This is a genomic window from Acinetobacter sp. CY17 (assembly GCF_059515825.1).
The window spans coordinates 110,963-134,850 of record NZ_JCAKMX010000005.1 but is presented as its reverse complement, the minus strand read 5'-3'; the positions used below and the strand labels follow the sequence as shown (position 1 = coordinate 134,850).

At 41.3% G+C, this 23,888-nt stretch carries 23 protein-coding genes and 1 pseudogene; 13 read left to right on the top strand and 11 right to left on the bottom strand.

Annotated elements, in window-relative coordinates:
• Positions 1–4: 4 nt before the first annotated feature.
• Positions 5–916 carry a M28 family peptidase gene (locus tag AC5YCI_RS05600; protein WP_496128664.1) on the bottom strand — a complete coding sequence of 304 codons (912 nt, stop codon included), beginning with the start codon at positions 914–916 and terminating at the stop codon, positions 5–7.
• Positions 917–1,053: 137 nt separating this feature from the next.
• Here AC5YCI_RS05600 and rlmH point away from each other — a divergent pair, with 137 nt between their 5' ends.
• From rlmH to AC5YCI_RS05585, 3 genes are all read left to right on the top strand, one after another.
• On the top strand, positions 1,054–1,536 hold the full coding sequence (gene rlmH / locus AC5YCI_RS05595) for a 23S rRNA (pseudouridine(1915)-N(3))-methyltransferase RlmH (protein ID WP_496128665.1): 483 nt from the start codon (positions 1,054–1,056) through the stop codon (positions 1,534–1,536).
• 97 nt (positions 1,537–1,633) lie between these two features.
• Complete coding sequence (locus AC5YCI_RS05590; protein ID WP_496128666.1) at positions 1,634–2,410, top strand: dioxygenase family protein; 777 nt, start codon at positions 1,634–1,636, stop codon at positions 2,408–2,410.
• Between the two features lie 112 nt (positions 2,411–2,522).
• Positions 2,523–3,287, top strand: a complete 765-nt coding sequence (locus AC5YCI_RS05585; RefSeq protein WP_496128667.1) for a DUF4377 domain-containing protein — start codon at positions 2,523–2,525, stop codon at positions 3,285–3,287.
• A 61-nt stretch (positions 3,288–3,348) separates the two neighbouring features.
• Here the strand turns inward: AC5YCI_RS05585 and gdhA are convergent, their stop codons facing one another.
• Positions 3,349–4,692 (bottom strand): NADP-specific glutamate dehydrogenase, encoded by a 1,344-nt coding sequence (gdhA, locus tag AC5YCI_RS05580; protein WP_496128668.1) that lies wholly within the window; start codon positions 4,690–4,692, stop codon positions 3,349–3,351.
• A 337-nt stretch (positions 4,693–5,029) separates the two neighbouring features.
• On the opposite strand from gdhA, the gene AC5YCI_RS05575 reads away from it, so the two are divergent.
• Both AC5YCI_RS05575 and nth read left to right on the top strand, forming a co-directional pair.
• Positions 5,030–5,824, top strand: a complete 795-nt coding sequence (locus tag AC5YCI_RS05575) for an RnfABCDGE type electron transport complex subunit B (RefSeq protein ID WP_496128669.1) — start codon at positions 5,030–5,032, stop codon at positions 5,822–5,824.
• Position 5,825: 1 nt separating this feature from the next.
• Positions 5,826–6,533 carry an endonuclease III gene (nth, locus tag AC5YCI_RS05570; protein ID WP_496128670.1) on the top strand — a complete coding sequence of 236 codons (708 nt, stop codon included), beginning with the start codon at positions 5,826–5,828 and terminating at the stop codon, positions 6,531–6,533.
• Between the two features lie 21 nt (positions 6,534–6,554).
• Here the strand turns inward: nth and AC5YCI_RS05565 are convergent, their stop codons facing one another.
• The 3 genes from AC5YCI_RS05565 to AC5YCI_RS05555 form a co-directional block, all read right to left on the bottom strand.
• Complete coding sequence (locus AC5YCI_RS05565; protein WP_496128671.1) at positions 6,555–6,737, bottom strand: hypothetical protein; 183 nt, start codon at positions 6,735–6,737, stop codon at positions 6,555–6,557.
• Between the two features lie 74 nt (positions 6,738–6,811).
• Positions 6,812–7,471 (bottom strand): adenylate kinase, encoded by a 660-nt coding sequence (gene adk, locus AC5YCI_RS05560; RefSeq protein WP_496128672.1) that lies wholly within the window; start codon positions 7,469–7,471, stop codon positions 6,812–6,814.
• Positions 7,472–7,537: 66 nt separating this feature from the next.
• Positions 7,538–8,854, bottom strand: a complete 1,317-nt coding sequence (locus AC5YCI_RS05555) for a hypothetical protein (protein WP_496128673.1) — start codon at positions 8,852–8,854, stop codon at positions 7,538–7,540.
• 268 nt (positions 8,855–9,122) lie between these two features.
• Here AC5YCI_RS05555 and mrdA point away from each other — a divergent pair, with 268 nt between their 5' ends.
• Together mrdA and rsmD are read left to right on the top strand one after the other, a co-directional pair.
• A complete protein-coding gene (mrdA, locus tag AC5YCI_RS05550; RefSeq protein WP_496128674.1) occupies positions 9,123–11,102 on the top strand; it encodes a penicillin-binding protein 2 in 1,980 nt (659 codons plus the stop codon).
• A 5-nt stretch (positions 11,103–11,107) separates the two neighbouring features.
• Positions 11,108–11,662 (top strand): 16S rRNA (guanine(966)-N(2))-methyltransferase RsmD, encoded by a 555-nt coding sequence (gene rsmD / locus AC5YCI_RS05545; protein ID WP_496128675.1) that lies wholly within the window; start codon positions 11,108–11,110, stop codon positions 11,660–11,662.
• A 25-nt stretch (positions 11,663–11,687) separates the two neighbouring features.
• On the opposite strand, the gene AC5YCI_RS05540 is transcribed toward rsmD, so the two are convergent.
• On the bottom strand, positions 11,688–11,897 hold the full coding sequence (locus AC5YCI_RS05540; protein WP_496128676.1) for a hypothetical protein: 210 nt from the start codon (positions 11,895–11,897) through the stop codon (positions 11,688–11,690).
• A 185-nt stretch (positions 11,898–12,082) separates the two neighbouring features.
• Here AC5YCI_RS05540 and AC5YCI_RS05535 point away from each other — a divergent pair, with 185 nt between their 5' ends.
• The gene (locus AC5YCI_RS05535; protein ID WP_496128677.1) at positions 12,083–12,829 is read left to right on the top strand and encodes a sulfite exporter TauE/SafE family protein; all 747 of its coding nucleotides are present in this window, start codon (positions 12,083–12,085) and stop codon (positions 12,827–12,829) included.
• Positions 12,830–12,860: 31 nt separating this feature from the next.
• Here the strand turns inward: AC5YCI_RS05535 and gltP are convergent.
• Positions 12,861–14,162, bottom strand: a pseudogene (gene gltP / locus AC5YCI_RS05530) (glutamate/aspartate:proton symporter GltP).
• A 415-nt stretch (positions 14,163–14,577) separates the two neighbouring features.
• On the opposite strand from gltP, the gene AC5YCI_RS05525 reads away from it, so the two are divergent.
• Positions 14,578–15,339, top strand: a complete 762-nt coding sequence (locus tag AC5YCI_RS05525) for a 3-oxoacyl-ACP reductase (protein ID WP_496128678.1) — start codon at positions 14,578–14,580, stop codon at positions 15,337–15,339.
• Between the two features lie 121 nt (positions 15,340–15,460).
• Positions 15,461–15,787: a hypothetical protein gene (locus AC5YCI_RS05520; protein WP_496128679.1), complete on the top strand. Its 327-nt coding sequence runs from the start codon at positions 15,461–15,463 to the stop codon at positions 15,785–15,787.
• A gap of 27 nt (positions 15,788–15,814) precedes the next feature.
• Here the strand turns inward: AC5YCI_RS05520 and AC5YCI_RS05515 are convergent, their stop codons facing one another.
• Positions 15,815–16,393, bottom strand: a complete 579-nt coding sequence (locus tag AC5YCI_RS05515; RefSeq protein ID WP_496128680.1) for a 1-acyl-sn-glycerol-3-phosphate acyltransferase — start codon at positions 16,391–16,393, stop codon at positions 15,815–15,817.
• A gap of 221 nt (positions 16,394–16,614) precedes the next feature.
• Here AC5YCI_RS05515 and AC5YCI_RS05510 point away from each other — a divergent pair, with 221 nt between their 5' ends.
• Positions 16,615–17,070: a copper resistance protein NlpE gene (locus AC5YCI_RS05510; protein WP_496128681.1), complete on the top strand. Its 456-nt coding sequence runs from the start codon at positions 16,615–16,617 to the stop codon at positions 17,068–17,070.
• A 63-nt stretch (positions 17,071–17,133) separates the two neighbouring features.
• Here the strand turns inward: AC5YCI_RS05510 and AC5YCI_RS05505 are convergent, their stop codons facing one another.
• Positions 17,134–18,735, bottom strand: coding sequence for an isocitrate lyase (locus AC5YCI_RS05505; RefSeq protein ID WP_496128682.1), 1,602 nt, complete (start codon positions 18,733–18,735; stop codon positions 17,134–17,136).
• A 569-nt stretch (positions 18,736–19,304) separates the two neighbouring features.
• On the opposite strand from AC5YCI_RS05505, the gene AC5YCI_RS05500 reads away from it, so the two are divergent.
• Positions 19,305–20,294 (top strand): LysR family transcriptional regulator, encoded by a 990-nt coding sequence (locus AC5YCI_RS05500; RefSeq protein ID WP_496128683.1) that lies wholly within the window; start codon positions 19,305–19,307, stop codon positions 20,292–20,294.
• Positions 20,295–20,420: 126 nt separating this feature from the next.
• Positions 20,421–21,746 (top strand): polyamine export protein PaeA, encoded by a 1,326-nt coding sequence (gene paeA, locus AC5YCI_RS05495; RefSeq protein WP_496128684.1) that lies wholly within the window; start codon positions 20,421–20,423, stop codon positions 21,744–21,746.
• Between the two features lie 310 nt (positions 21,747–22,056).
• Here paeA and AC5YCI_RS05490 read toward each other — a convergent pair whose 3' ends face one another.
• Positions 22,057–22,563 (bottom strand): hypothetical protein, encoded by a 507-nt coding sequence (locus tag AC5YCI_RS05490; protein WP_496128686.1) that lies wholly within the window; start codon positions 22,561–22,563, stop codon positions 22,057–22,059.
• 122 nt (positions 22,564–22,685) lie between these two features.
• On the bottom strand, positions 22,686–23,681 hold the full coding sequence (locus AC5YCI_RS05485; RefSeq protein WP_496128687.1) for an NAD(P)H-quinone oxidoreductase: 996 nt from the start codon (positions 23,679–23,681) through the stop codon (positions 22,686–22,688).
• Positions 23,682–23,888: the final 207 nt, after the last annotated feature.

Sequence of the window (23,888 nt, the reverse complement as noted above, 5' to 3'; positions counted from 1 at the left end):
ATGCTTACTGGCTGATACTTTTCACCAAAGCATTGACCAAATTTGCCATTTTTTTATAATCCAAACGTTGAATTTCTACTTCAGCACGGTATTGATTTTTATTACGATATTGACCGGTATCGGTAATTAAAACTGCTGGTAAATCATGTTTCCAATAGCTCAGATGATCCGAATCTTCAAAGATCTTCAGCACAGGTAAACTAAAGCGTTCACATGCCAATTGTTGCATATTTTGACAATACTGCACTGCAATATCACGTGAGGTAATATTGCTCACAACTGCTATAAAATTAGCATGTTCTGGATACAGCCATTTGAGTCCAATCGGATATTCTTGTACGGCAGCATGCTCATAAAACCCAATTTGGTCCAATACATAAATGGCTTGAACGGGTTCCTCGCTCGCCACTAAAGTTTTAGCATGGCGCATACTGCCCATTTGTTCAGTATTAACATACGGTGCAGCGCCCAAGGTATAAAATACAAATTCAACATTATGCTTTAAGCTATTTTTATTTTGACTTAATACGTGTGCAGCCTCGACCACACCTGCCACGCCAGAAGCATTGTGATTGACACCACGGCTTTCACCTTCCACATCGTAATGCGCACCAATAACCACCTTATTGGGATGACCGGCATTTAAACGACAAATCACATTACGATATTGCTTTTGATTCAAATTAAAATTTTGATAATGACACGGAATCGCAAATAATCTCATTTGCTCTGTCAGCCATGCTGCTGTGCGATTGAGCTCCTGTGGATGTTTATAATTTCGTGCATATTGCATTGGTCCTACTACTTGAGTGAGGAATAACTTAATATTGTCTGCGTCTGCTTGGGGGGCTACAGCGTGGGCTGTGGCTAATGTTGCAGCCCAAACTCCAATAAAACATCCGATAATCAAACGCATTTGTTTTTATTCCATGATCAATGTTGTTGCTTTTTTCTTCTATAAAACATAAATCCTGCCTGCTTTTCAAGAGGCTTTTTCCTAAAGTCGCACGCGCGGTATATACTGAGCATTGGATTGATAGGCAAGCATTACGTATGAAAATTCGTATTTTAACCATTGGGCAAAAAATGCCAGCATGGGTTCTGACTGGTTTTGAAGATTATTTCAAACGCATTCAACCATTTGTACAAACACAAATTGTTGAACTACCAATGGCCAAACGCGGTAAAAATGATTCTGAGGCGGACATTTTAAAATACCGTAATATTGAAGGTGACAGCATTTTAAATGCCATGAAGCACAATGAAGTTTTGATTGCTTTAGAGGTGGGTGGTCGTGAATTTAGCACCGAAAAACTGGCTGAAACTATGAAAGGCTGGATGCTTGAAGGCAATGATATTGTACTGGCGATTGGTGGCCCAGATGGTCATTCTGAGGCTGTCCGTAAAGCCGCGGCATGGCATTGGTCGTTATCTAAGCTTACTCTACCGCATCCGATGGTACGGGTGATGCTGATTGAACAACTGTATCGTGCTATGAGCATTAACAATAATCACCCTTATCACCGTGCTGGGTAACGTTTTATATTTAGAACGATATGTTGAAAAACTCACGCTTTCTTGCAACGCAGACATTTGACACAATCCTGTTAATGATTGAATTTGGTATTTAAGTATGCAGCGACACACTCTCCCCGGCTTATTTATTTCTCATGGCTCTCCAATGCTTGCGATTAATCCTGAGCAAGTCGGGCCTGCATTACAACGTTTAAGTCTGAATTTACCTAAGCCACAGGCCATTATTGTGATGTCTGCGCATTGGGAAAGCCAAGCGTTAGAAGTGAGTACAGCAACGCGCCCTGATACATGGCATGATTTTCGTGGCTTCCCTGCTGAACTTTACGAGATTCGTTATCCCGCGCCCGGTGCTCCAGAAATCGCTGAGCAGATTTTACAGCGTTTCAATCAAACAGGTTTAGCTGCGCATGCCAATAGCAGTCGACCCCGTGATCACGGAGTATGGATGCCACTTTTACATCTGTATCCTGAGGCAGACATTCCGGTCATTGAAATCTCTTTACCCATGCACATGAGCAGTCAAGAGATTTATCAAATTGGACAATGCTTAGCAGAGTTTCGTCAACAACAAATACTCTTAATTGGTTCTGGCAGTATTACCCATAATTTACGTGAATTGGCCTGGGATGGACGTCCTGCTCAAGTGCCGGAATGGGCTTCGACTTTTCGTAACTATGTGGTGCACAAGTTACAACATCACGATATAGATGCAGTGCTCGATTGGCAGAACATTCCCTTTGTCGCTCGAAATCACCCGACTATTGAGCATTTTGCACCGCTGTTTTTTGCTATGGGCACCGGGCCACGCTTTAGTATTGTGCATAGCAGCTTTAGCATGGGTGCCTTAGGCATGGATATCTATCGTTTTGACTAAGCTTAAACCCAAGCTGAGAACGGATACATTTTGCTACTAAATCAGGCAGAGTATCCGTTTTTTTTTGATTATATTAAAATCTATACATTCAACATAATAGAAGACGTATCTCATGCGCTTATCTTATTTCGCTATTCTTTTATTGCCCTTGTCTTTGGTCGCTTGCCAAGCAAATGACATTCAAACTGTACGAGATCATGCCGTGCAAATTTTACAACATCAAAATCCAAGTAAAACACTGAGCGCCTATACTTGGCAAACAGACACTGGGGCAAAAAAGCCCATGTTGTTACGCTTTGGTTCAGATGGTCGCTTAACTGTTAGCACCACCTGTAATACGCTCTCTACCGCATGGCGAGTAGAGAATAACGAGGTCATCACAGGCAATACCATGATGACCCAAATGGCCTGCTCAGCAGCAGACATGCGTCAAGAAGCAATTGCTGCTAAGTTGCTAAACGATCGAAAAGTACCTTTTATTTTAGATGCTACAGATCGTCAAAAGCCCACCTTAACTTTAATGGATGCCACCGGACAGCGTTATGTATTTAGCGGCACCATGACTGCGGAAACACAATATCAAGGTGAAGGTCAAACCATGTTCTATGAAATCCATCCCAATACCAAGGCCTGTACAGGGGTGGTACGTCAGCAATGTTTACAGGTCAAAGAAATTCGCTATAACCCACAAGGCCTAAAAACCTATCAAGATGCCAATTGGAGTTTGTTCTATGGACAGATTCAAGGCTATGAGCATCATCCAAAAGAACGTCAAGTGATTCGGGTTAAACGTTATGAGATTAAAAATCCTGCTGCCGATCAATCTAAATATGCCTATGTGTATGATATGACCATTGAACGCAGCTTAATCAAATAATCGAGCTATAAAAAAACCGCTCTAATGAGCGGTTTTTTTTCAGATATCAACTAATTCAAAATTAGTAAACACCTTGCGCGAGCATCGCATCAGCAACTTTTACAAAGCCTGCAATGTTCGCACCATCAACATAGTTCACAGTACCGTCTTCTTTGGTACCAAATTTCACACAGTTGCGGTGAATTTCTTTCATGATCGCATGTAAACGCTCATCAACTTCTTCAAAAGTCCAACCTAAACGCAATGCGTTTTGAGACATTTCAAGACCAGAAGTCGCGACACCACCTGCGTTTGATGCTTTACCTGGTGCATAAAGAATTTTCGCTTCTACGAATTTCTCAACGGCAGCCAAAGTTGATGGCATGTTTGCGCCTTCAGCAACACAGATGACACCATTTGCAAGAAGTTTGTCTGCGTCATCAGCATCTAACTCATTTTGAGTTGCGCATGGCAATGCGATATCGCATTTGATACCCCAAGGGCGTTCGCCTTCAAGATATTCAAAGCCATGTTTAGATGCGAACTCTGAGATACGACCACGTTTCACATTTTTCAGTTCCATCACTTCAGCTAAAAGCTCTTCTGTGAAACCATCTTTCACATAAACAGTACCCGCTGAGTCAGATAATGATACTACTTTAGCACCTAAATACATTGCTTTTTCAGCAGCATATTGTGCAACGTTACCTGAACCTGAAATGGTCACGACTTTATCTTTAAAGCTTTCACCGCGAGTTTTTAACATTTCTTCAGCAAAGTAAACTGTACCGTAGCCTGTTGCTTCAGGACGTGCCAGTGAACCACCGAAAGTTAAACCTTTACCTGTGAATACGCATGAAGTGTCATTGCTGAGCTTCTTCATCATACCCGCCATGTAACCCACTTCACGGCCACCTACACCAATATCACCGGCTGGGATATCTGTGTTTGAGCCTAAGTGACGGTATAATTCGATCATTAAAGCTTGGCAGAAACGCATGATTTCGCCTTCAGACTTACCTTTAGGGTCAAAGTCTGAACCGCCTTTACCACCACCCATAGGAAGTGTTGTTAAGGCATTCTTAAAGGTTTGTTCGAAACCTAGGAATTTTAAAATTGAAAGGTTTACAGATGGATGAAAACGCATACCACCTTTAAACGGACCAATTGCTGAGTTGTACTGTACACGGAATGCACGGTTTACATGGGTTTGACCTTGGTCATCTACCCAAGAAACGCGGAACTGAATCGCACGTTCTGGCTCGACTAAACGCTCAAGCAAACCGTGGTCTGCGTATTGAGGGTTTTTTTCAATGAATGGCCAAAGACTGGTCATTACTTCTTCAACGGCTTGAAGAAACTCTGGTTGATGTGCGTCACGTGTTTTAACGTAATCTAGGAAGTCGTTAAGGCTGTTGTATTTCAACGCTTAATCCTCAGCAGATAAATGGATCAAAATTGGTCAAAATTTCAATCAATGATGTATTTTGGCGCAGACAATTTAATATCTTTTGTTAACAATCAGCAATAGTTTTTTGAAAAAAACTTTTTTTTAGATTTAATTACAACCATTTAAATTAATTATTGCGACTTTTTTTCATAAGTTATACAACTTTTTCTTATTAATTTTTTCCGAAAAATCGCGCATTTATAAGGCACAAGTTGACCCATTTTTGCGCAAAACATTTCATTTAAAAACATGCTAATATGCACACTTTCTTCTCCTGATTAATTCTTGTTGCGCCGATGGGCAAGATCACGCTATGAACGCTCAAATTTCTCTGATTCAACATCTCGATGCTCAATTACCGCAAACCCAATGTGGACTCTGTGGTCACCGTGACGGCTGCTTACCGTATGCCAAAGCGATTGCCGAAGGAGAAGATGCCAATAAATGTGTGCCTGGTGGCCAGCCAGTGGCAGATGCGTTGGCCGAAATTTTAGCCCGCCCTAAATTAACTGCAGCGCCAAGTGTTTGGCCGATTCAAAGCGATGGTCGTCCACAGCAAATGAAAGCCGTGATTCGCGAAGATGAATGTATTGGCTGTACCAAATGCATTAGCGCTTGCCCTGTAGATGCAATTTTAGGTGCAGGTAAACTGATGCATAGCGTGTTAAGTGATTTATGCACCGGCTGTGAACTATGTATTGCACCTTGCCCTGTCGACTGTATTGACCTAATCCCTGACCCCAAACCTGTACCTAATGAGCGTGAGCGTGCGCAACAACAAAACGACTTACGCGCGCGTTATTATGCGCATATTCAACGCGAGGAAAAACGTCGTTTAGATCGTAAAGGCCCTGTAGTACGGGCTGAAATTGATACCCAACTGTTTGCACAATTTTCACAAGTCAGCGATCAAGTTCCTCATATTCAAATTATTGAAAAGAAAAATGATTTAGTTAAAATCTTGGATGCCAAAAGCACTATTGAGCTGGCCAAAGTACGCACCCAAATTAAAAAGTTAGAAAAACAATTGAGCGTACGCGAAGATGCCAATAAACGTGCTTTACTGGCCAATTTAAATCAACAGCTTTTAGCATTACAGGGAGAATAATATGCTCACCAGCAGCGGCAAACCTGTAAAAAATATGACTAAAAAGCAAGTGCAAACTTTCTTTGAACGCTTACGTGAACAACGCCCAAACCCCACCACTGAGCTTAATTTTTCGAGCCCATTTGAACTTTTGGTGGCAGTCACTTTATCGGCACAAGCCACAGATGTCAGCGTCAATAAAGCCACGGATCAACTGTTTAAAGTAGCCAATACACCAGAAAGCATTTATGCCTTAGGCGTCGATGGTTTAAAGGAATATATTAAGACCATTGGCTTATATAATTCCAAAGCCGAAAACGTCATTAAAGCCTGTAAAATGCTGATTGAGCTGCATGGCAGCCAAGTGCCTAACAATCGTAAAGACTTAGAAGCTCTGCCTGGTGTGGGGCGTAAAACTGCCAATGTGGTGCTGAATACTGCTTTTGGACAACCGACTATGGCGGTCGATACCCATATTTTCCGTTTAGGTAATCGTACTGGCTTAGCTTTAGGTAAAGATGTACTTGAAGTCGAGCAACGCTTACTCAAAGTGATTCCAAAAGAATTTATGTTAGATGCACATCACTGGCTGATTTTACATGGGCGTTATTGTTGTATTGCACGCAAGCCCAAATGCCATGAATGTGTGGTGAGTGATGTATGCAACTGGCCTGATCGGTTTGATTTTGGTGCCAGTAAACCGATTTTGGTGAAAAATATCGATGCATAAGCATCGATATTTTTTTGAAGCTTATTTTTTCTTATTTTTTTCTAATTCTTGTTGTAGTTTTGGGTGCAGTTGATAGTCTTTATTGACGCCTTGTTCACGCTGCTGATGCTGCGTTTGACGTAACATTTTAAAGCTGACGTAGATCAAGCCCAATAATAAAATGATGCCGATCACTACCAATAAAATCGCGCCAATTTTTAGCACATCCAATTCTCAACACAAAAAAAGAGCCCTAATATGACTTAGGACTCTTTTAATGTCAAAACAAGTCAAAAAACTTATTCTGCTTCACCTAAAATCGCAAAAAGATCGGCTTGAACTTCTTCGATTGGGCGTAAACCGTTTAACTTGTCATAAGTTGGTGCATTCTCACCAGATGCTGCACGACCTTGATAGAAGCCAACCAATTGTTCTGTTTCAGCGTGGTATGAACCTAAACGCTTACGAATGGTTTCTTCTTGGTCATCAGCACGTTGTACCAGGTCTTCACCTGTTTCATCGTCCTTACCTTCCACTTTTGGTGGGTTATAAACGATGTGGTAAACACGGCCAGATGCAGGATGCTGACGACGACCTGAAAGACGTTGTACGATTTCTTCGTCAGGTACATCAATCTCAATCACGTGATCAATATTAATACCTTCTTTTTCTAACGCTTCGGCTTGCGGAATCGTACGTGGGAAACCGTCAAAAATACAGCCATTTACACAGTCAGGCTGCGCAATACGTTCTTTTACTAGGCCAATGATGAGTTCGTCTGAAACTAAACCACCACTTTCCATCACGCTTTTAGCTTGTAGACCGAGTTCTGATCCTTCACGAATTGCAGCACGGAGCATATCACCGGTTGAAATTTGTGGGACATTGTAGCGCTTACAGATCAACTGAGCTTGTGTACCTTTACCTGCTCCAGGTGGTCCGAGTAAGATAATGCGCATAATAAAAACATCCTCATGTTTAACATGTATATGACACTTCAAGCGATTGGCCTGTCAGCATCGATTTTATAAGAAAGCCACAAACAAATGTATTAAACCGGCGAAAAATCCGGTCACTCCCCCCAATACAATCAAAATCCACTCATCTTCCTGAAAAGCAGGGCGCAATAGATTTTGAAACTCTTGTGGCGTTAGGTCTCGAATACGATCGCGGAACATTTGATAGATTTTCTGTGCACGGCTCGCATTAAAGGCTGGGTCGCATACAGGCACCATCGTAATTTCAATTGAGCGATCAATCAAGTCTGTCTTGAGTTTTGCGTACTCTTTTGGCCCTAAAGACAGCTGCAATGTTGTGCGTACCAGTGGGGTGTCCATAATTTGGTTAATATGACGCTTAACGATACGGCGTGTGCGATCCTTGCGACTACCATACATCATTTCGGTCATAATTGTTTTTAAGGTAATGAGCTCTTCGGTCACGATTTTGGCAAATACCGTAGACACTTCATCTTGGCGTTTCATAAAGGCGCCTTGAATATTGTAGCTGCCTATACGTGGTACGACGGGTTTAATCCAAGGGAAACTGCGGTCTTGCGTCCGTTCAAAAAACTGTGGATAACGCACTGGATGTGGCAACATTGGATTAAACACCATCCAAATGGCAATCCAATTGGTCAATAAGCCCCATATGGCCGCCCAAAAGGGAACCGTCCAATGCCAAGGCACCACAAACCACACGATCATTTGGAACAAACCAAACACCATGCCAATCAAGGCACTAATATGCCAAATAAAATTAATCTCTTTTTGACCCACCGTTAAAAACATGCGCACCATTAAACGGCGATCGCTTTCCATACGGCGCACAATCATCTCACGCATATCGACTAAACTTTCAACATTCATGGTCAGTTCAGTCACTAATTCTTTTAAAATCGCGGGTAGCTGTTTGTGAGCCTGCGCAAAAATACGACGTTTAATGGCATAAGGGACGTTTTCCCACAAAATAGGATTACGCTCCATCATCACCTCTTCAATGAGGTTTTCTAGGTCAGCATCAACCTGCACACCAATAATTTCTGCCATTTCTTCAGGGTCCATGGCTTGTAAAAATTCTTGTAGTGAGCCAAGTTTAGACAAGGCATTATCGGTAATGACGCCAGAGATGTGTCCCGCTTTACGCGGCACGATCCCCTGCCAACCCACCGGAATTGGCCCAAGATGAAAACCCCAAAAGTTGACGGGGAAAAATACCATTTTGAGTGCCATCCACACATGCGCCCAGGTGACAAATGCAGTCACCGGTACAATACTCAGTACTGCCCAAAAATCGGGTCGATTTAAAAACGCAAGCCACAATTCATGGATGTGCTCAAGCATGTAAGAATTCCAACTATGGTTTGGGGTGGTTTAGGCCAAAAATTGCGCTAATGTCATCGGTAGTTCCATTAAGCTGCTCTATCATAACCATTTTTTTAAGCAGTCGTCACCTAGCTGTGTTGCGAAAATGTATAAGTCGAGCCAATTCATGGCCGAGGCTTGGCTGAGAAAAAGTAAACATTTTGCGTGACAGCGGCACAAAAGATATAGATATGCGCTAGAATATGCCTCTTCGTTTTTTCGATCCCCACTTCAAAGCCGATTGCGTATGAAACAGCACTTGCCCCTTAAAGATGTTCAATTAGAAAAGCGCATTTTTCGCAATCGCGTTTTTATTTCTATGGGGATTGTGCTGTTCTTTTTAGTGTTGTTGGTATCGCGTTACGCTTACTTACAAATTATCAGTTATGAAGAATTTAATACAGCCTCTGATAAAAACCGAATCCGCTTACAACCTCTAGCCCCAGCACGCGGTTACATTTATGACCGCAATGGGATTTTGTTGGCTGATAACTATCCGGTATTTTCAGCAACCCTCAGCCGTGCTGATGTTGATGACATTGACGCGACTTTGGCACGTTTGACGCCGGTATTAAATTTAACTGAAGAGGATATCAAAGGCTTTCAAAGTCGTATTAAAACCTCGCGTAAAACTGAGCGTGTCGCAATTAAGCTCAATTTGACTGAGCAAGATATTGCCCAATTTAGTGAAATTAAATATCAGTTTCCTGGGGTAAATATTGAAACTCAAATGACCCGCTATTATCCACATGGCGAATTATTTGCCCATGTGATTGGTTATGTCGGTCGCATTAACGATAAAGAATTAAAAAAGATTGATAAAGATGCCTACGCTGGAACCAACCTGATTGGTAAAATTGGCGTCGAAAAATCTTATGAAGATTTGCTGCACGGTGTACCCGGCAATGAATCCGTCGAAGCCGATGCCTTTGGTAATGTGCTGCGCCATTTAGGTCGTAAAGATCCGATTCGCGGTAATGATCTGTTTTTATCTTTAGATTATGGTCTACAAGTTGTAGCATCAGAGCAATTGGCCGGTCGTCGTGGCGCAATTGTGGCCATGGATCCCAATACCGGTGAGGTGTTGGCCCTAGTTTCAAGCCCAAGCTTTAACCCCAATTTATTTGTGACTGGAATTAGTACCACCAATTATTCAGCACTACGCGACAATCTTGATCAGCCACTGTATAACCGCGCGGTTCAAGGGGTATATCCGCCAGGCTCTACCATTAAACCAATGTTTGGTTTAGGTGGCATTCATTATGGGTATGTCAATTGGCAAACTGCCATTTCAGATCCAGGCTACTTTACTTTACCAGGTGATAGTCACCGTTTCCGTGACCATAAAAAAAGCGGGCATGGCAGTGTCAACATGCATAAGGCACAAGTGGTGTCTTGTGATACCTATTTCTATGTCTTGTCGTATCGCATGGGCATTGAAAAAATGAATGCGTGGATGCGCCAATTTGGTTTTGGTGAGAAGACTGGCATTGATTTACCAAGTGAAAGTAGTGGCTTGTATCCAAATCCAGAATGGAAAATGCGTACTCGCGAAGCCAAATGGCTCAAAGGCGAAACCATTTCGGTTAGTATCGGTCAAGGTGCATTTACCTCTACCCCACTGCAATTGGCCATGGCTACCGCCATTACCGCCAATCAAGGCTCTAAAGTGACCCCGCATGTGCTACGAGAGAGTCGCGGTGCCAAAAACTTTAAAGTGCATAATGGCACCAATGGCAAAATCAACTTTAATGGTCAACCTGAAGATTGGATTAAAATGCGCGAAGCCATGGTGGACGTGATTCAATCGGGCACAGGTAAAGGCATTAAAAGCGGTTTACAATACCAAATTGCTGGTAAAACCGGTACCGCACAGGTCAAAAGTATTGCCCAAGGTAAACGCTATAATGAAGCACTCCTCACCGACCGTCAGCTCGATCACGGTTTATTTGTGGGCTTTGCCCCAGCGGAAAAACCTGAAATTGCCATTGCAGTGATCTTAGAAAATGGTCGTGGGGGTAGTGCAGCCACTGCCCTTGCACGTCCGATCTTTGATTATTGGTTACTCAAGCGTAATAAAGATCCAATCCGTCCAAGTGGTGCGCAAATTAGCGGTGGCTTAATGACTGCAGGTCTTAAACCAAGTGATCTACCAAGTGGCAATAACATTTTACAAGCCGATCAAAATGCGCTGCCAAGCACGCCGGCTGCGACACAACGAGATTAACTGTTATGAAAAATCAATTGCGTATTATTGGTGGCGACTGGAAACGTCGCCAATTGCCTTTTGCCAGCATTGAAGGCTTACGCCCAACCCCAGACCGTGTCCGTGAAACCTTATTTAACTGGTTAATGTGGGATGTTCAAAATACTCGCGTTTTAGATGTATGCGCAGGTTCAGGAGCTTTAAGTTTTGAAGCTTTATCACGCGGTGCAGCATCGGTGGTGATGATTGAACCTAATTTAACCCAAGCTCAGTTTTTAAAAGATAATCTAGAACTGCTTAAAGTCACCAATCAACGCGCTAAACTCAAAATTAGCACGGCACAGCACACTTTAGCCAGTTTAAAAGAACAATTTGACCTGGTGTTTTTAGACCCACCTTATGGTCTTGATTTATGGACAGAACTGGCTCACTTGGCCGATCCATTAATCAACGATAAAGCCTTGATTTATGTCGAAGCAGATCGAGATTTAAACCAATTGCAATTACCAGCTACATGGCAATTGCTTAAAAATACCAAGGCAGGTATGGTACGTGCCGGTTTATACCAAAAACAAGCCTAAAAAAGGCTGCAGCTGCAGCCTTTTTTTAACGTCGATGTTCATTTTTGTGATTTTTATAACGTCGATCTGAATTATTCCAATCACGTTTATGTGCGTTTTTATAACGTCCTTCGCCTGGTGTTTTAGAGTCATATTTATGCTGATATTGACCACGTGGATGATCATCATAAGGGCTCACAACACAGCCGGTTAGCATTACACCCATCACTGAGCTGAGTAAAAGTGTTTTTAACATCGCAAGTTCCTTTTTTGATATGACAGCTTATTGTCCAGCTCAAAATGCGAGATTCTAAGTAGCTTATGTTGTGATCTGGTACAACACCTGCTGCTTTATATGTTTTGTTGCTGAGTATGTTCACAATTTGCTTAAAGACCAACGACAAACTCCATTACACTCAACGCTTTAGATGAGTGTACCGTATGTTGTGGAGCCTATTTATTCTCGGTGCGCTGGTTGCAGGCTTTATTCAAGGATTAACCGGCTTTGCCTTTGCGCTGATTGCTATGTCTTTTTGGATTTGGGCCTTGCCACCTCAATTGGCTGCGCCTTTAGTGGTCTTTGCTTCAGTATGGTGTCATCTGATTTCCTTATTACAGGAAAAAAGTGCCCCCAAATTGAACCCAAAATTGCTTGTGCCTTATGTTTTGGCAGGTTTAATTGCAGTACCTTTAGGGACTTATTTGCTTGACTTGGTCAATGCTCAGGCCTTTCGTTTGACACTCGGCATTTTTTTGTTGCTGTGGAGTCCTCTCATGTTATTTAACCCTCAAATTAAGATCTTGCAACATAGCGGACGCTATGCAGATAACAGCATCGGTTTTTTGGGCGGTATATTAGGCGGATTGGGCGGTTTTTGTGGCGCCCTACCTTCAGCTTGGGTAATGCTCAAACAGCTCCCAAAAGCTGAACAACGCTATATTTTAAGGCACTTTAATTTTGCCATTCAAATCTTCACTTTGGCTGTTTACCTTGCTCAAGGCACTTTAAACCCTAGCCATTTCCCCTATATTGGGGTGTTATTACTGAGCGTAAGCATACCTGCCATTTTAGGTGCACGTTTATTTTATAAAATTTCAGAACAACGCTTTAAGCAAGTTGTTTTGGCTCTATTATTTAGTTCAGGGCTGTTTCTAACCATAACCAGTTTATATAGCTTTATTCAATAAATAGGCAAGCCCTTGGACTTCCCTATTGGGCTTATTTTACTTTTGCAGTTAAATACTCAAGCTCATAGGCTTTTTGTTTTTCAGCATCAAACTCACCTTGCCACTTACTCATCACCAGTGCCGCCAAGGCGTTACCAATTAAATTGAGGACAGTACGCGCCATGTCCAAGATTCGGTCGATTCCTGCGATAAACGCCAAACCTTCTAATGGAATCCCCACACTGCCTAAAGTTGTCAGCAATACCACAAAAGATACACCCGGTACGCCTGCAATCCCTTTAGAGGTGATCATTAAGGTGAGGACCAAAACTGCTTGTTGACCCAGTGTCAAATCAATCCCGTACAGCTGGGCAATAAAGATGGCTGCAATACTTTGATACAGTGTTGAACCATCTAGGTTAAATGAATAGCCAATGGGTACTACAAAGCTGGTAATGGATTTTGGTGCGCCATAACCTTCCATTTTCTCCATCACACGCGGTAATACCGTTTCAGAGCTGGCAGTTGAATAAGCTAAGATCAATTCATCTTTTAAAATACGAATAATCGTCCAAATATTTAAACCACACATTTTGGCCACAAAACCCAATACACCAAAAATAAAGAATAAAATGGCGGCATAAACTAATGCAGCCAATTTTACTAATAGCAATAATGAGCTAAAACCAAAATTGGCCACAGTCGCTGCGATTAAACCAAATACACCAATCGGTGCAAAGAGCATAATCATATGTGTCACTTTAAACATGGTTTCAGACACTGTAACCAATACATTAATTAAAGGTTGTTTGGTGTCTTGCGGTAATTGGCCAAGACCCACAGCAAAGATCACCGAAAAGAAAATAATCGGCAACATCTGACCACTGGTTAAGGCAGCAAAAAAGTTAGACGGAATTCCCGACAAGACAGTTTGAATTAAACCATGAGATTATTTACTGACGTGATGGGTCGTATCTTGGTACTTTGAAATATCTACTTGAGTCAAGCTTGACATATCAATGCCGGCACCCGGTTGGAATACATTGGCCGCCACCAGACCCACTAAAATCGCAACAGTGGTAATGACTTCAAAATAAACAATGGTACGAAAGCCCAACTTGCCTAACTGATGACCATGATGGGTACTGGCAATACCCAAAATCAACATCGACACCACCAATGGCACGACGATCATTTTAATTAAGCTAATAAAAATAGAGTCTAATGGGTTTAAGACATTCGTAACAAGTGTTTCGCGATATTTAGATAATTAGTGCAGTACAGACCCAAGCACAATACCTAAAATAAGAGCAATAATGATTGGCCATGCCAGGCTCATCTTCAGTTTTTTCATACTTCGCTCTAGAATTTATACAATGGGAGAAAAAATGTCCGCAACTATCCGACAATTAAATATTTAGATTTAATCGCTCGGAAAACGGATTTTGGCTATCATAAAAGATAGATGAATTGTGCGGACAATACAGAAAATGAGCCGATAATTTTGGATAAATCGAATTTATTTGCCTAGATTTTTTTCAGTTTAAGTTAATAATTCAATGCAAAAATCAACATTCATTTAAAACACAAATACTTTCGTTTATAGGTTAATCAAAGTTTAGTGATTGATTTTACGAATTGTTATTCGGTAAATGGTTAAGCTGATTCAACGGTATGTAGTGGTTACTCAGTGTTAAGCGCCAAAATACTTTTGTTGCAAGATAAATATTGTTATGGTGAAGTCGCTTAAGTTTTAAGAGATTGATGTCATGCAAATTCAGCAGCAAATTGTCTTGGTAACAGGGGGTGCACGCGGTTTAGGCTTAGCCATTAGCCAAGCGCTATTGCAAGAAGGTGCCCGTGTGGTGGTGAATTATTATCGAAGTGAAGCCAAAGCACAGCAATTACAGGCACAATTTCCGCAACAGGTTTTTATTTATCAAGCTGATGTTACAGATCAAGCACAAGTGATGGCATTATTTGCTGCAGCTAAACAACATTTTGGTCAAGCCATTAGCTCTATTGTAAATAATGCCTTGGTAAATTTTAGTTTTAATGGCGATGCGCGGCCAAAAATCCATGAATTAAAGTGGAGCACGATGCAAAATCAAATTGATGGCGCATTAAAAGCCGCCCTGCATACCACCCAAGCGGCTTTAACCGATATGCAAGCCCAACATTTTGGTCGCATCATTAACATTGGCACCAACTTAGTCCAAAATCCTGTGGTGCCTTATCACGACTATATCAGTGCTAAAGCTGCGTTGTTGGCGTTTACCCGTACCAGCGCACATGAATTAGGTGCCTTTGGTATTCATGTCAATATGCTCTCAGGTGGTTTGTTACAAGCCACCGATGCCAGTTCTGCCACCCCTGATGCGGTCTTTGATTTTATTGCAGCTGCAACCCCAATCCAAAAAGTCATTACACCTGAGGATTTTGCTGCGGCAGTGCTGATGTTTTTATCACCTTATGCACGCGCCATTACCGGACAAAATTTAATTGTCGATGGCGGCTTAGTCAAAGGGTAGCTGTTGATGTTGCTTTTATGTGAATAACATCCTATTTTTTGAGCAGTTGATAAACAAGAGCGTCTTTTTTAGCTATAATTATTTATACAATTGGCGCCATCCTTTTGTTTAACCTCTGCTCATGAAACTTAGCTTTATATTCAGCTTAACCTTGCTGCTGAGTGGCTGCATATTTGGTGCATCACACGAAGTTCAACGTGCAGAAGAGTTACTTGCACAGTTTCAATGCCGTAATGTAGAAAGTAATCAAATTGCACATAGTGCCATTACCACCTATCACCAACAAAGTTTAGCGGCGAGTCGCACTAAGGCTGAAGAATATATTCAAGCCTATAAACAAGGTGACTATGATTTACATCTTTCCTTGTCCAATATGGTTGAGCAACAATATAAAAAATATCATAGTGCATGTCAGGCTTTAGGTGGCATACCCGTAAAAACAGATTAAAAAAACAGGGCGATCTGCCCTGTTTTTTTATAAATAACGTTGATCGACACTAAAATCTTGAGGAAATTTAGGCGAGATCTGTGCATAAAACTGCATAATTTCACGCATATCATGTTCCATATTGCCACTTGGGTAAATGATTTTACCCACCCCTGTTTTTTTCTTATCATAATCCATATAGGCCAAAGCAATCGGCACTCCGGCATTAACAGCAATATGATAAAAACCAGTTTTCCAATGCGTTTGGCGTGCCCGTGTACCTTCAGGAGTCACCAACATCACCAGTTTAGGATGGGTTTTAAATAAGTCAGACATCACCTGTACCATACTTGGGCGCGCCTCACCGGCCTGTTTGGGCGCACGGTTAATGCCAATCCCGCCCATGGCACGAACAAAGGGACCAAACGGAAACTTCATATAACTGTCTTTAATGGTAATTCGTACATGAACGCCTAAAGCTTTTAGTGCTAAACGCGCATATAAGGCATCCCAATTACTGGTATGCGGTGCGGCAATCATCACACATTGATCTAAATCGAGTGGCCAATGATTGTCGATTTCCCAGCCGAGTGCATTTAAACTACGTTCTGCCAATTTTTCAAACATGATCCTACCTCAATTTTATTTCGCGCTGATTCTAACAGCTTGTGTTGAAAGATCACTGCATATTGTGCTCAAAAACCTTCCAGATCATTGCAACATTTAAAAATAACAGCCTAAATAAAATCAAATGAGTACAAAATTTGCACAAAAGCAACTGTTTAAATTAGACAATCTTCGCCAAAATTAGAGAGCTACAGACCAAAAACTAAATCAGGATAACCATAATGAAAATTCAACTGCTCTCTGCTTGCCTTATGACGATTTTGACTTTAACAGCATGTTCTAAACCTGCTGACAAAACCGAAGCCATGAATAACACAACAACCAACACTGAAAGCCAAGCTGCCAGCATGCCAACGAGTGCCAATGACTTAAATTGGGTCGGTGACTATAAAGGTGTATTGCCTTGCGCGGACTGTGAAGGGATTGAAACTGAGCTAGAACTCAAAGCCAATAATACTTACGAGCTGTCAGAAGAGTATCGAGGCAAACAAAGTAATGAGTTTAAAGCCAAAGGCAGTTTTACTTTTGATGCCGAGCAAAGCAATGTCATTACTTTAGATGAACAAGGTCAAAAGCGTAAATTCTTTATTGGTGAAAATTTTGTAGAATTACGTGATATGCAAACAGGCAAAAACTTGGATACTCAGCTGAACTATAAGCTCATGAAAAATATGTAATTTATCATAAGCATTAAAAAACCCAGCCTAGGCTGGGTTTTTTGGGTCCATCAATGCTTAAGATTAAGCAGAGAATTGGTTCATTGTATTTTTCGCGTCATCACCCGCTTTAAGCGCGTTGTCACCAGCGAAGATTTCTTTGTGGTCATCACCGATGTCAGAACCTGCCATTGCTTGGTGTTTCACGCAAGCGATACCACCACGGATTTCTTTACGTTGTACGCCAGCAACATAAGCCAACATACCTTCAGAACCAAAGTAACCTTGAGCAAGCTCGTGAGTAGAAAGCGCTGCTGTGTGGTAAGTTGGAAGTGTGATCAAGTGGTGGAACACACCTGCTTCGCGCGCAGCATCTGCTTGGAATGTACGTACTTTATCATCAGCTTCAGCAGCCAATTCAGTGTTGTCGTACTCAGCGCTCATTAATTTAGCGCGGTCGTATGCAGATACATCTTTACCTTCAGCAACCCAACGATCGTACGCTTGTTGACGGAAGTTTAAGGTCCAGTTGAATGAAGGTGAGTTGTTGTAAACAAGTTTCGCATTTGGCACTGTTTCACGTACACGGTTTACCATGTGAGCGATTTCAGCAACGTTTGGTGTTGCAGTTTCGATCCAAAGAAGATCCGCACCGTTTTGTAAGCTTGTTACACAGTCAAGTACAACGCGGTCAATTTGCGTGCCTTCACGGAATTGATACAAGCCAGAAGCAAGACGCTTAGGACGGTGAAGTTTACCATCACGTTTAATTAAGATTTCGTCTTCTTGCGCTTCTGAAATATCAATTTCAGTTGTGTCTAAATAGCTGATGTATTGAGAAGCGATGTCGCCTGGCTCTTTAACCACTGGGATTTTTTGAGTCAAGTCAGCGCCTTCAGAGTCAGTACGTGCAACGATGATACCGTCATCAAGACCCATTTCTAAGAATGCATAGCGAAGCGCATGGATTTTCGCAATGAAGTCTTCGTGTGGAACAGTTACTTTACCTGCTTGGTGACCACATTGTTTCGCGTCAGATACTTGGTTTTCGATTTGTAGTGCACAAGCACCTGCTTCGATCATTTTCTTCGCAAGTAAGTAAGTTGCTTCTTCGTTACCAAAACCTGCGTCGATGTCCGCAATAATTGGCACAACGTGAGTTTGGAAGTTGTCGATTTGTGACGTGATTTCAGCAGCTTTCGCAGTGTCACCAGCTTCTTGTGCTTTTTTAAGTGCACGGAATAAGTCGTTTAATTCTTTTGCGTCTGCTTGACGTAAGAAGGTGTAGATTTCTTCGATTAATGCAGGAACTGAAGTTTTTTCGTGCATAGATTGGTCAGGAAGTGGACCAAACTCAGAACGAAGTGCAGCAACCATCCAACCAGAAAGGTAGATGTAGCGACGTTCAGTTGTACCGAAGTATTTTTTGTTGGCAATCATTTTTTGTTGTGCGATGAAACCGTGCCAGCAACCTAATGATTGAGTGTATTTGCTAGAGTCAGCATCATAAGCAGCCATATCACGACGCATAATCGCAGCTGTATATTTCGCGATGTCTAAACCTGTTTTGAAACGGTTTTGCAGTTGCATACGCGCAGCATCTTCAGGAGAGATGTCTGCCCAAGTGTTGCCGAATTTTGCTTTTAATTCGCGGATTGCATCGATCGCTGTTTGATATGTAGTCATGATATTTCCCTGTATTAATTTTAGGACTTTTCCCAACGATTTGCTAAAATCTTACCCTCATGTACTTGTTTAGATTATGAGCGCTTCGTTGCATTGGATACAGATTAGTTTGCTTGAAAAATTTAATCCAATAGTCTGCAAGAATTATCATTATTTATTTAAAAAATATGTAGCTAAAAGTCGTATACTTTGCGTGATATTGATTTTTAAATATTTGTTTTTTATCATTTTAATTTTTTCAACTTTTTTATTTTTGTATTATTTTTAATCATTAGACCTAAGTCTTAAAGGGATTTTTTAATTTAATAAGTGCCTTTTTAGCTCCTTATCTTGGTCTTGCTTGTATTTTTTGCAGTTAGCTATCAGGATTATTTTTTAAACAAAAGGTAGATTATTTTTTTAGCTTATTTATAAGCCTATCACTTGCTCTTAACACCTTGTTAGCGCTGTGCTTATTGGCATTAATACAAAAAAAACATGGCTTTTTTTTCAGCATTTTCTTACACAAATTGGCCTGCTTATGGCATAATCTGAGGTAATTTCATAATTTTATTCTCGGTATTTTTTTTATGAATCTGGAGCGGGTCGACCTCAACCTACTGATTTATCTTGATGTACTTCTTCGCGAAAAAAATGTCACCCGTGCTGCAGAGCAACTTGGGGTTACTCAACCAGCCATGAGTAATATTTTGCGCCGTTTGCGTAATTTATTTAATGATCCTTTATTGATTCGTTCATCTGAAGGCATGACCCCCACTGAACGTGCTTTAGAGTTACAACCACGTATTCGTGATGCTTTATCCGATCTTTCCATGATTCTAGAGCCACGTACTGAATTCCGTCCTTATACCTCTAATCGTGTATTTAGAATTATGACCTCAGATTATGCTGAGGCAACTTTAGTACCACGTTTAGTCAAAGCATTGCGCTCTGAAGCACCGAATGTGGTATTGGACTTTTTGACCCCAAGTGATGTGTCTTATCGTGACATGGAACAAGGTAAGGTCGATCTTGCCATTAACCGCTTTAATGAAATTCCGCAAAGTTTCCACCAAGTATTAGTTTGGCGCGATAGTTTCTCTTGCTTACTCAATCCTAAACATCCTGCTGCCAATAACTTAAATCTTAAAAGCTATTTAGATGCACAGCATATTTGGGTGTCTAAAACGGGTATGGGCGTTGGCTTTGGCGTAAATCCAGAAAAACAAGCAGGCTTAGGTTGGATTGACCAAGCTTTAGAGCGAATTGGGCAAAAACGTAAAATTTCAGTATTTACCCGTCATTATCAAATGCCAGGCTTATTGGCGTCTAATGTAGATTTGGTGGCAACCTTACCAAGTCGTATTGCGCGTTTACAAGCTAAGAGCCAAAACTTACTCATTAAAGACCCGCCATTTTACATTCCAGAATTTGAGTTAAAAATGGCATGGTGCCCACTGCTTCATCATCATCCTGCACATCGCTGGTTACGCCAATTAATTTTATATGTCGCCCGCCAGATGATTGAAGAAGAAAATCGTGAGTATTTACTCAACAATTCACAATTTTCGCAGTATTAAACTGTTTTCAAACAGCATTTTTTAATGCTTGCATTTTTTTAGCCGCGTAAAGAAAATGTTCTGCGCGGCTATTTTTGTGTTAAAACTAGCAGTATAGATAATAATATTCTTATCACAGGTGGACCCGTGAGCCTCTTTCAAAACATCGTCATCATCATGCTGTTAATTGTCGGGGCAGGATTTTTGTCGTTAACCGAGATTGCCCTAGCTGGTGCTCGTAAGGTAAAACTCAAAATTTTGGCGGAATCAGGCGACACACGTGCACAGCGTGTTATGGACCTTCAAGAAAATTCGGCTGACTTTTTTGCCGCTTCACAAATTGGTCTGAATGCTGTCGCGATTTTAGGCGGTATTTTAGGGGAAGGCGCGTTTCGTCCTTACTTTATGGCTTTTGTCGCCAAGTTTTATACTGGCCCTTGGGCAGAAACGATTGGCTTTGCCCTCTCCTTTACCTTAGTGACCTCACTATTTATTTTATTTGCTGATCTCATGCCCAAACGTTTGGCCATGATTGCACCTGAAAAAATTGCAGTCAGCGTCATTGATCCGATTCAAATTTTTATTAAAGTTTGTCGTCCTTTGGCTTGGATCATTAATGCCATTGCCAACTTGCTGTTTCGTTTATTTAAAGTCAATACCAAACGCGATGACAATATTACTTTTGATGATATTTCTGCGGTCATGGATGCGGGCGCACAGGCAGGTGTCTTACTCAAACAAGAACATCACTTTATTGAAAACGTATTTGAACTTGAAGAACGTAACGTACCCTCAAGTATGACCACGCGGGAAAATGTGGTGTACTTTACGTTAAATGAGGCTGAAGAAAGTATTCGTCAGAAATTGGCTGAATATCCTTATTCTAAGTTTTTGGTGTGTAGTGAAGATATTGATAGCGTGATTGGTTATGTGGATGCCAAAGATATTTTGGTACGTATTTTAAATAATCAATCTTTATTGCAACTCAATGAATCGACTATTCGTACCGTACTGACGATTCCAGACACCTTAACCTTGTCTGAAGTATTAGACCGCTTTCGCTCGACCAAAGAAAAATTTGCAGTGGTCATTAACGAATATGCCTTAGTGGTGGGCGTAATTACCCTCTCCGATATTATGATTACTGTGATGGGCGATTGGGTGACACCGATTGATGCCGATCAACAAATTATTAAACGTGATGAAAACTCATGGCTGATTGAAGGCAGCACCCCCATTGAAGACATTAAACATGCCCTCGAAATTGACGAAATGCCAGATGAAGAAAACTATGAAACCTTAGCTGGCTTTATGATGTATCGCCTACGCAAGATTCCACGCCCTGCTGATTCAGTTGAATATTTAGGTTTTAAGTTTGAAGTGGTGGATGTCGATCATTTTAAAATTGACCAGCTCTTAGTGACGCGTTTATCGGCAAAAATTGTTGCCGATCTCCCACTAGGTGATGGCTAGAGCATGTCAATCTTGGCAATATTGGCGTGTTTCTGTGTCTATTCAGCGCTGTATTGTGTGTATTTTTTCTTTGTTCATAGCAATAATTGCTTGCTACTTATAGCCGCCATTGCACTGCTTATTTTAGCCGCCAAGATTAGCCCCTATGCGTATGAGCGAAAATCAAAACGCTTTAATAATACCTTAATGTGCGGCGATACTTGGTTTTGGCCACTATTTACATGGTGGCGACTGTTTATTTTGCCAGCCAAACTGCTGTTACGTTATTTTTATGATTAAAAAAAGCGCCTTTAGGCGCTTTTTTAGTGACTTATCGATTTGCAATTAAAGCATCTAAGACGGCTTGGTAGTGAATCGCAATATCATCTTCTAGCACTTTATAGGCATTATCCAATTGTACCATTGGCCAACCTTCTTTCCAAAACGGGAAGATGTTATGCAAATCACGCGTTACCGTAGCATCTTCACGGCTAATGGCTTGTGCCACCTGTGACAATACTTGCGCAGTTTCAGCGCCATCAATCGCTAAATAATCAATACCACGAACTTTTAAAATACGAATACGGTCTTTTTTATAGCGAATTTTTTTGGCTTGACCTTCGTTTAAGCCCAATGCCAAGACCACAGCTTCAACAAATTTCTCTTCAAAAGCTTGGTGTAATACCACCAATGCTTGTTTATGCGCTTCTTGACGCCCCGCTTTACCGCCAGCACGAATCACTTCTTGTGCTTGGGTGTTGAGCTCATCGCTTTTCATAGACTGCAAAATGTCTAAAATTTCGATATCGCTTAAGTTTGCAGGAGATTGTTCAGTCATAAACTGCCTTTGAAGAATAAGAAAACTAAAGCACTATTTTGGCATAATTTGCCGCTGAAATATATCGTGCTGGGTCATAAGCCTAAAATAAAAAATCCTCCAAAGCGGAGGATTTTGGCTGTTTATGCCTGCATGACTTCTACCACTACTTTACCGACATGCTCGCCAGTATCGAGTGCTGCATGCGCCTCTTGGATTTGATCAAAGCTAAACGTTTGATAAATCATCGGTAAACATTGCCCTTTTTCAAGTAATGGCCAAACTTTTTCTTGTAGACCTTGTGCAATTTCAGCTTTTTCTGCTGTGTTACGCGCGCGCATGGTGGAACCGGTAATGGTTAAGCGTTTCATCATAATCTGACCCAGCTTCACCTCTTTGGCTTTGGCACCACCTAAAAATGCAATATAGACTAAACGGCCATCACGGCGTAATAAATTTAAGTTTTGCTCTAAATATGGCGCACCGACAATATCTAAAATCACATCAACACCAGCATTTTCTGTTGCTGTTTGAATGACTTCTTCAAAGTTTTGAGTTTTATAGTTAATAGCTGTGGTGAGATGAGAAATCGCTTGTACTTTTTCATCCGAACCTACTGTTGCAAAAGTTTTTAAACCAAGTGCTTTTGCTAACATCAGTGCAGTGGTACCAATACCACTGGTGCCGCCATGTACTAATAAGGTTTCACCTGCTTTGGCGCGACCCATTTGGAACACATTGGCCCACACAGTAAAGAAAGTTTCAGGAATGGCTGCTGCTTGTACAAAGCTCACACCTTCAGGAATGGTTAGAGTTTGGCTTTCTGGCACCACGCAATATTCAGCATAACCACCACCATTGGTTAAACCACAAACTTGATCACCGACTTTAAATTGGCTGACTGCACTGCCTACAGCAGCAACTACACCTGATACTTCAAGCCCAGGTACAGGTGTCACCCCTTTTGGCATTGGATATAAGCCTTGACGCTGTAAGATATCTGGGCGGTTAATTCCAAACGCGTAAACTTGTACCAACACTTCATCCGCTTTTGGCGTTGGAAGAGCGACGCTTTCATAGGCCAACTTATCCACGCCACCTGGTTCGGTAATAATTACTTGCTGCATGCTGTTTGACATCAGTCATCCTTTTCATTTGATTTGTAATACGACTTGGTTAAGCAACATAAGATAAATTGCACTAAAAACCAAGTCTATCTTCAATTTTTCCCTGTTAACACGCCTCCTCTGCTAAGCAGAAATTGATGACAAATGCATGTATTTCATGAAAATTTAATATGTAATATTTCTTTTCCTTTATGACAACGCCATCACACTGTCATGTAG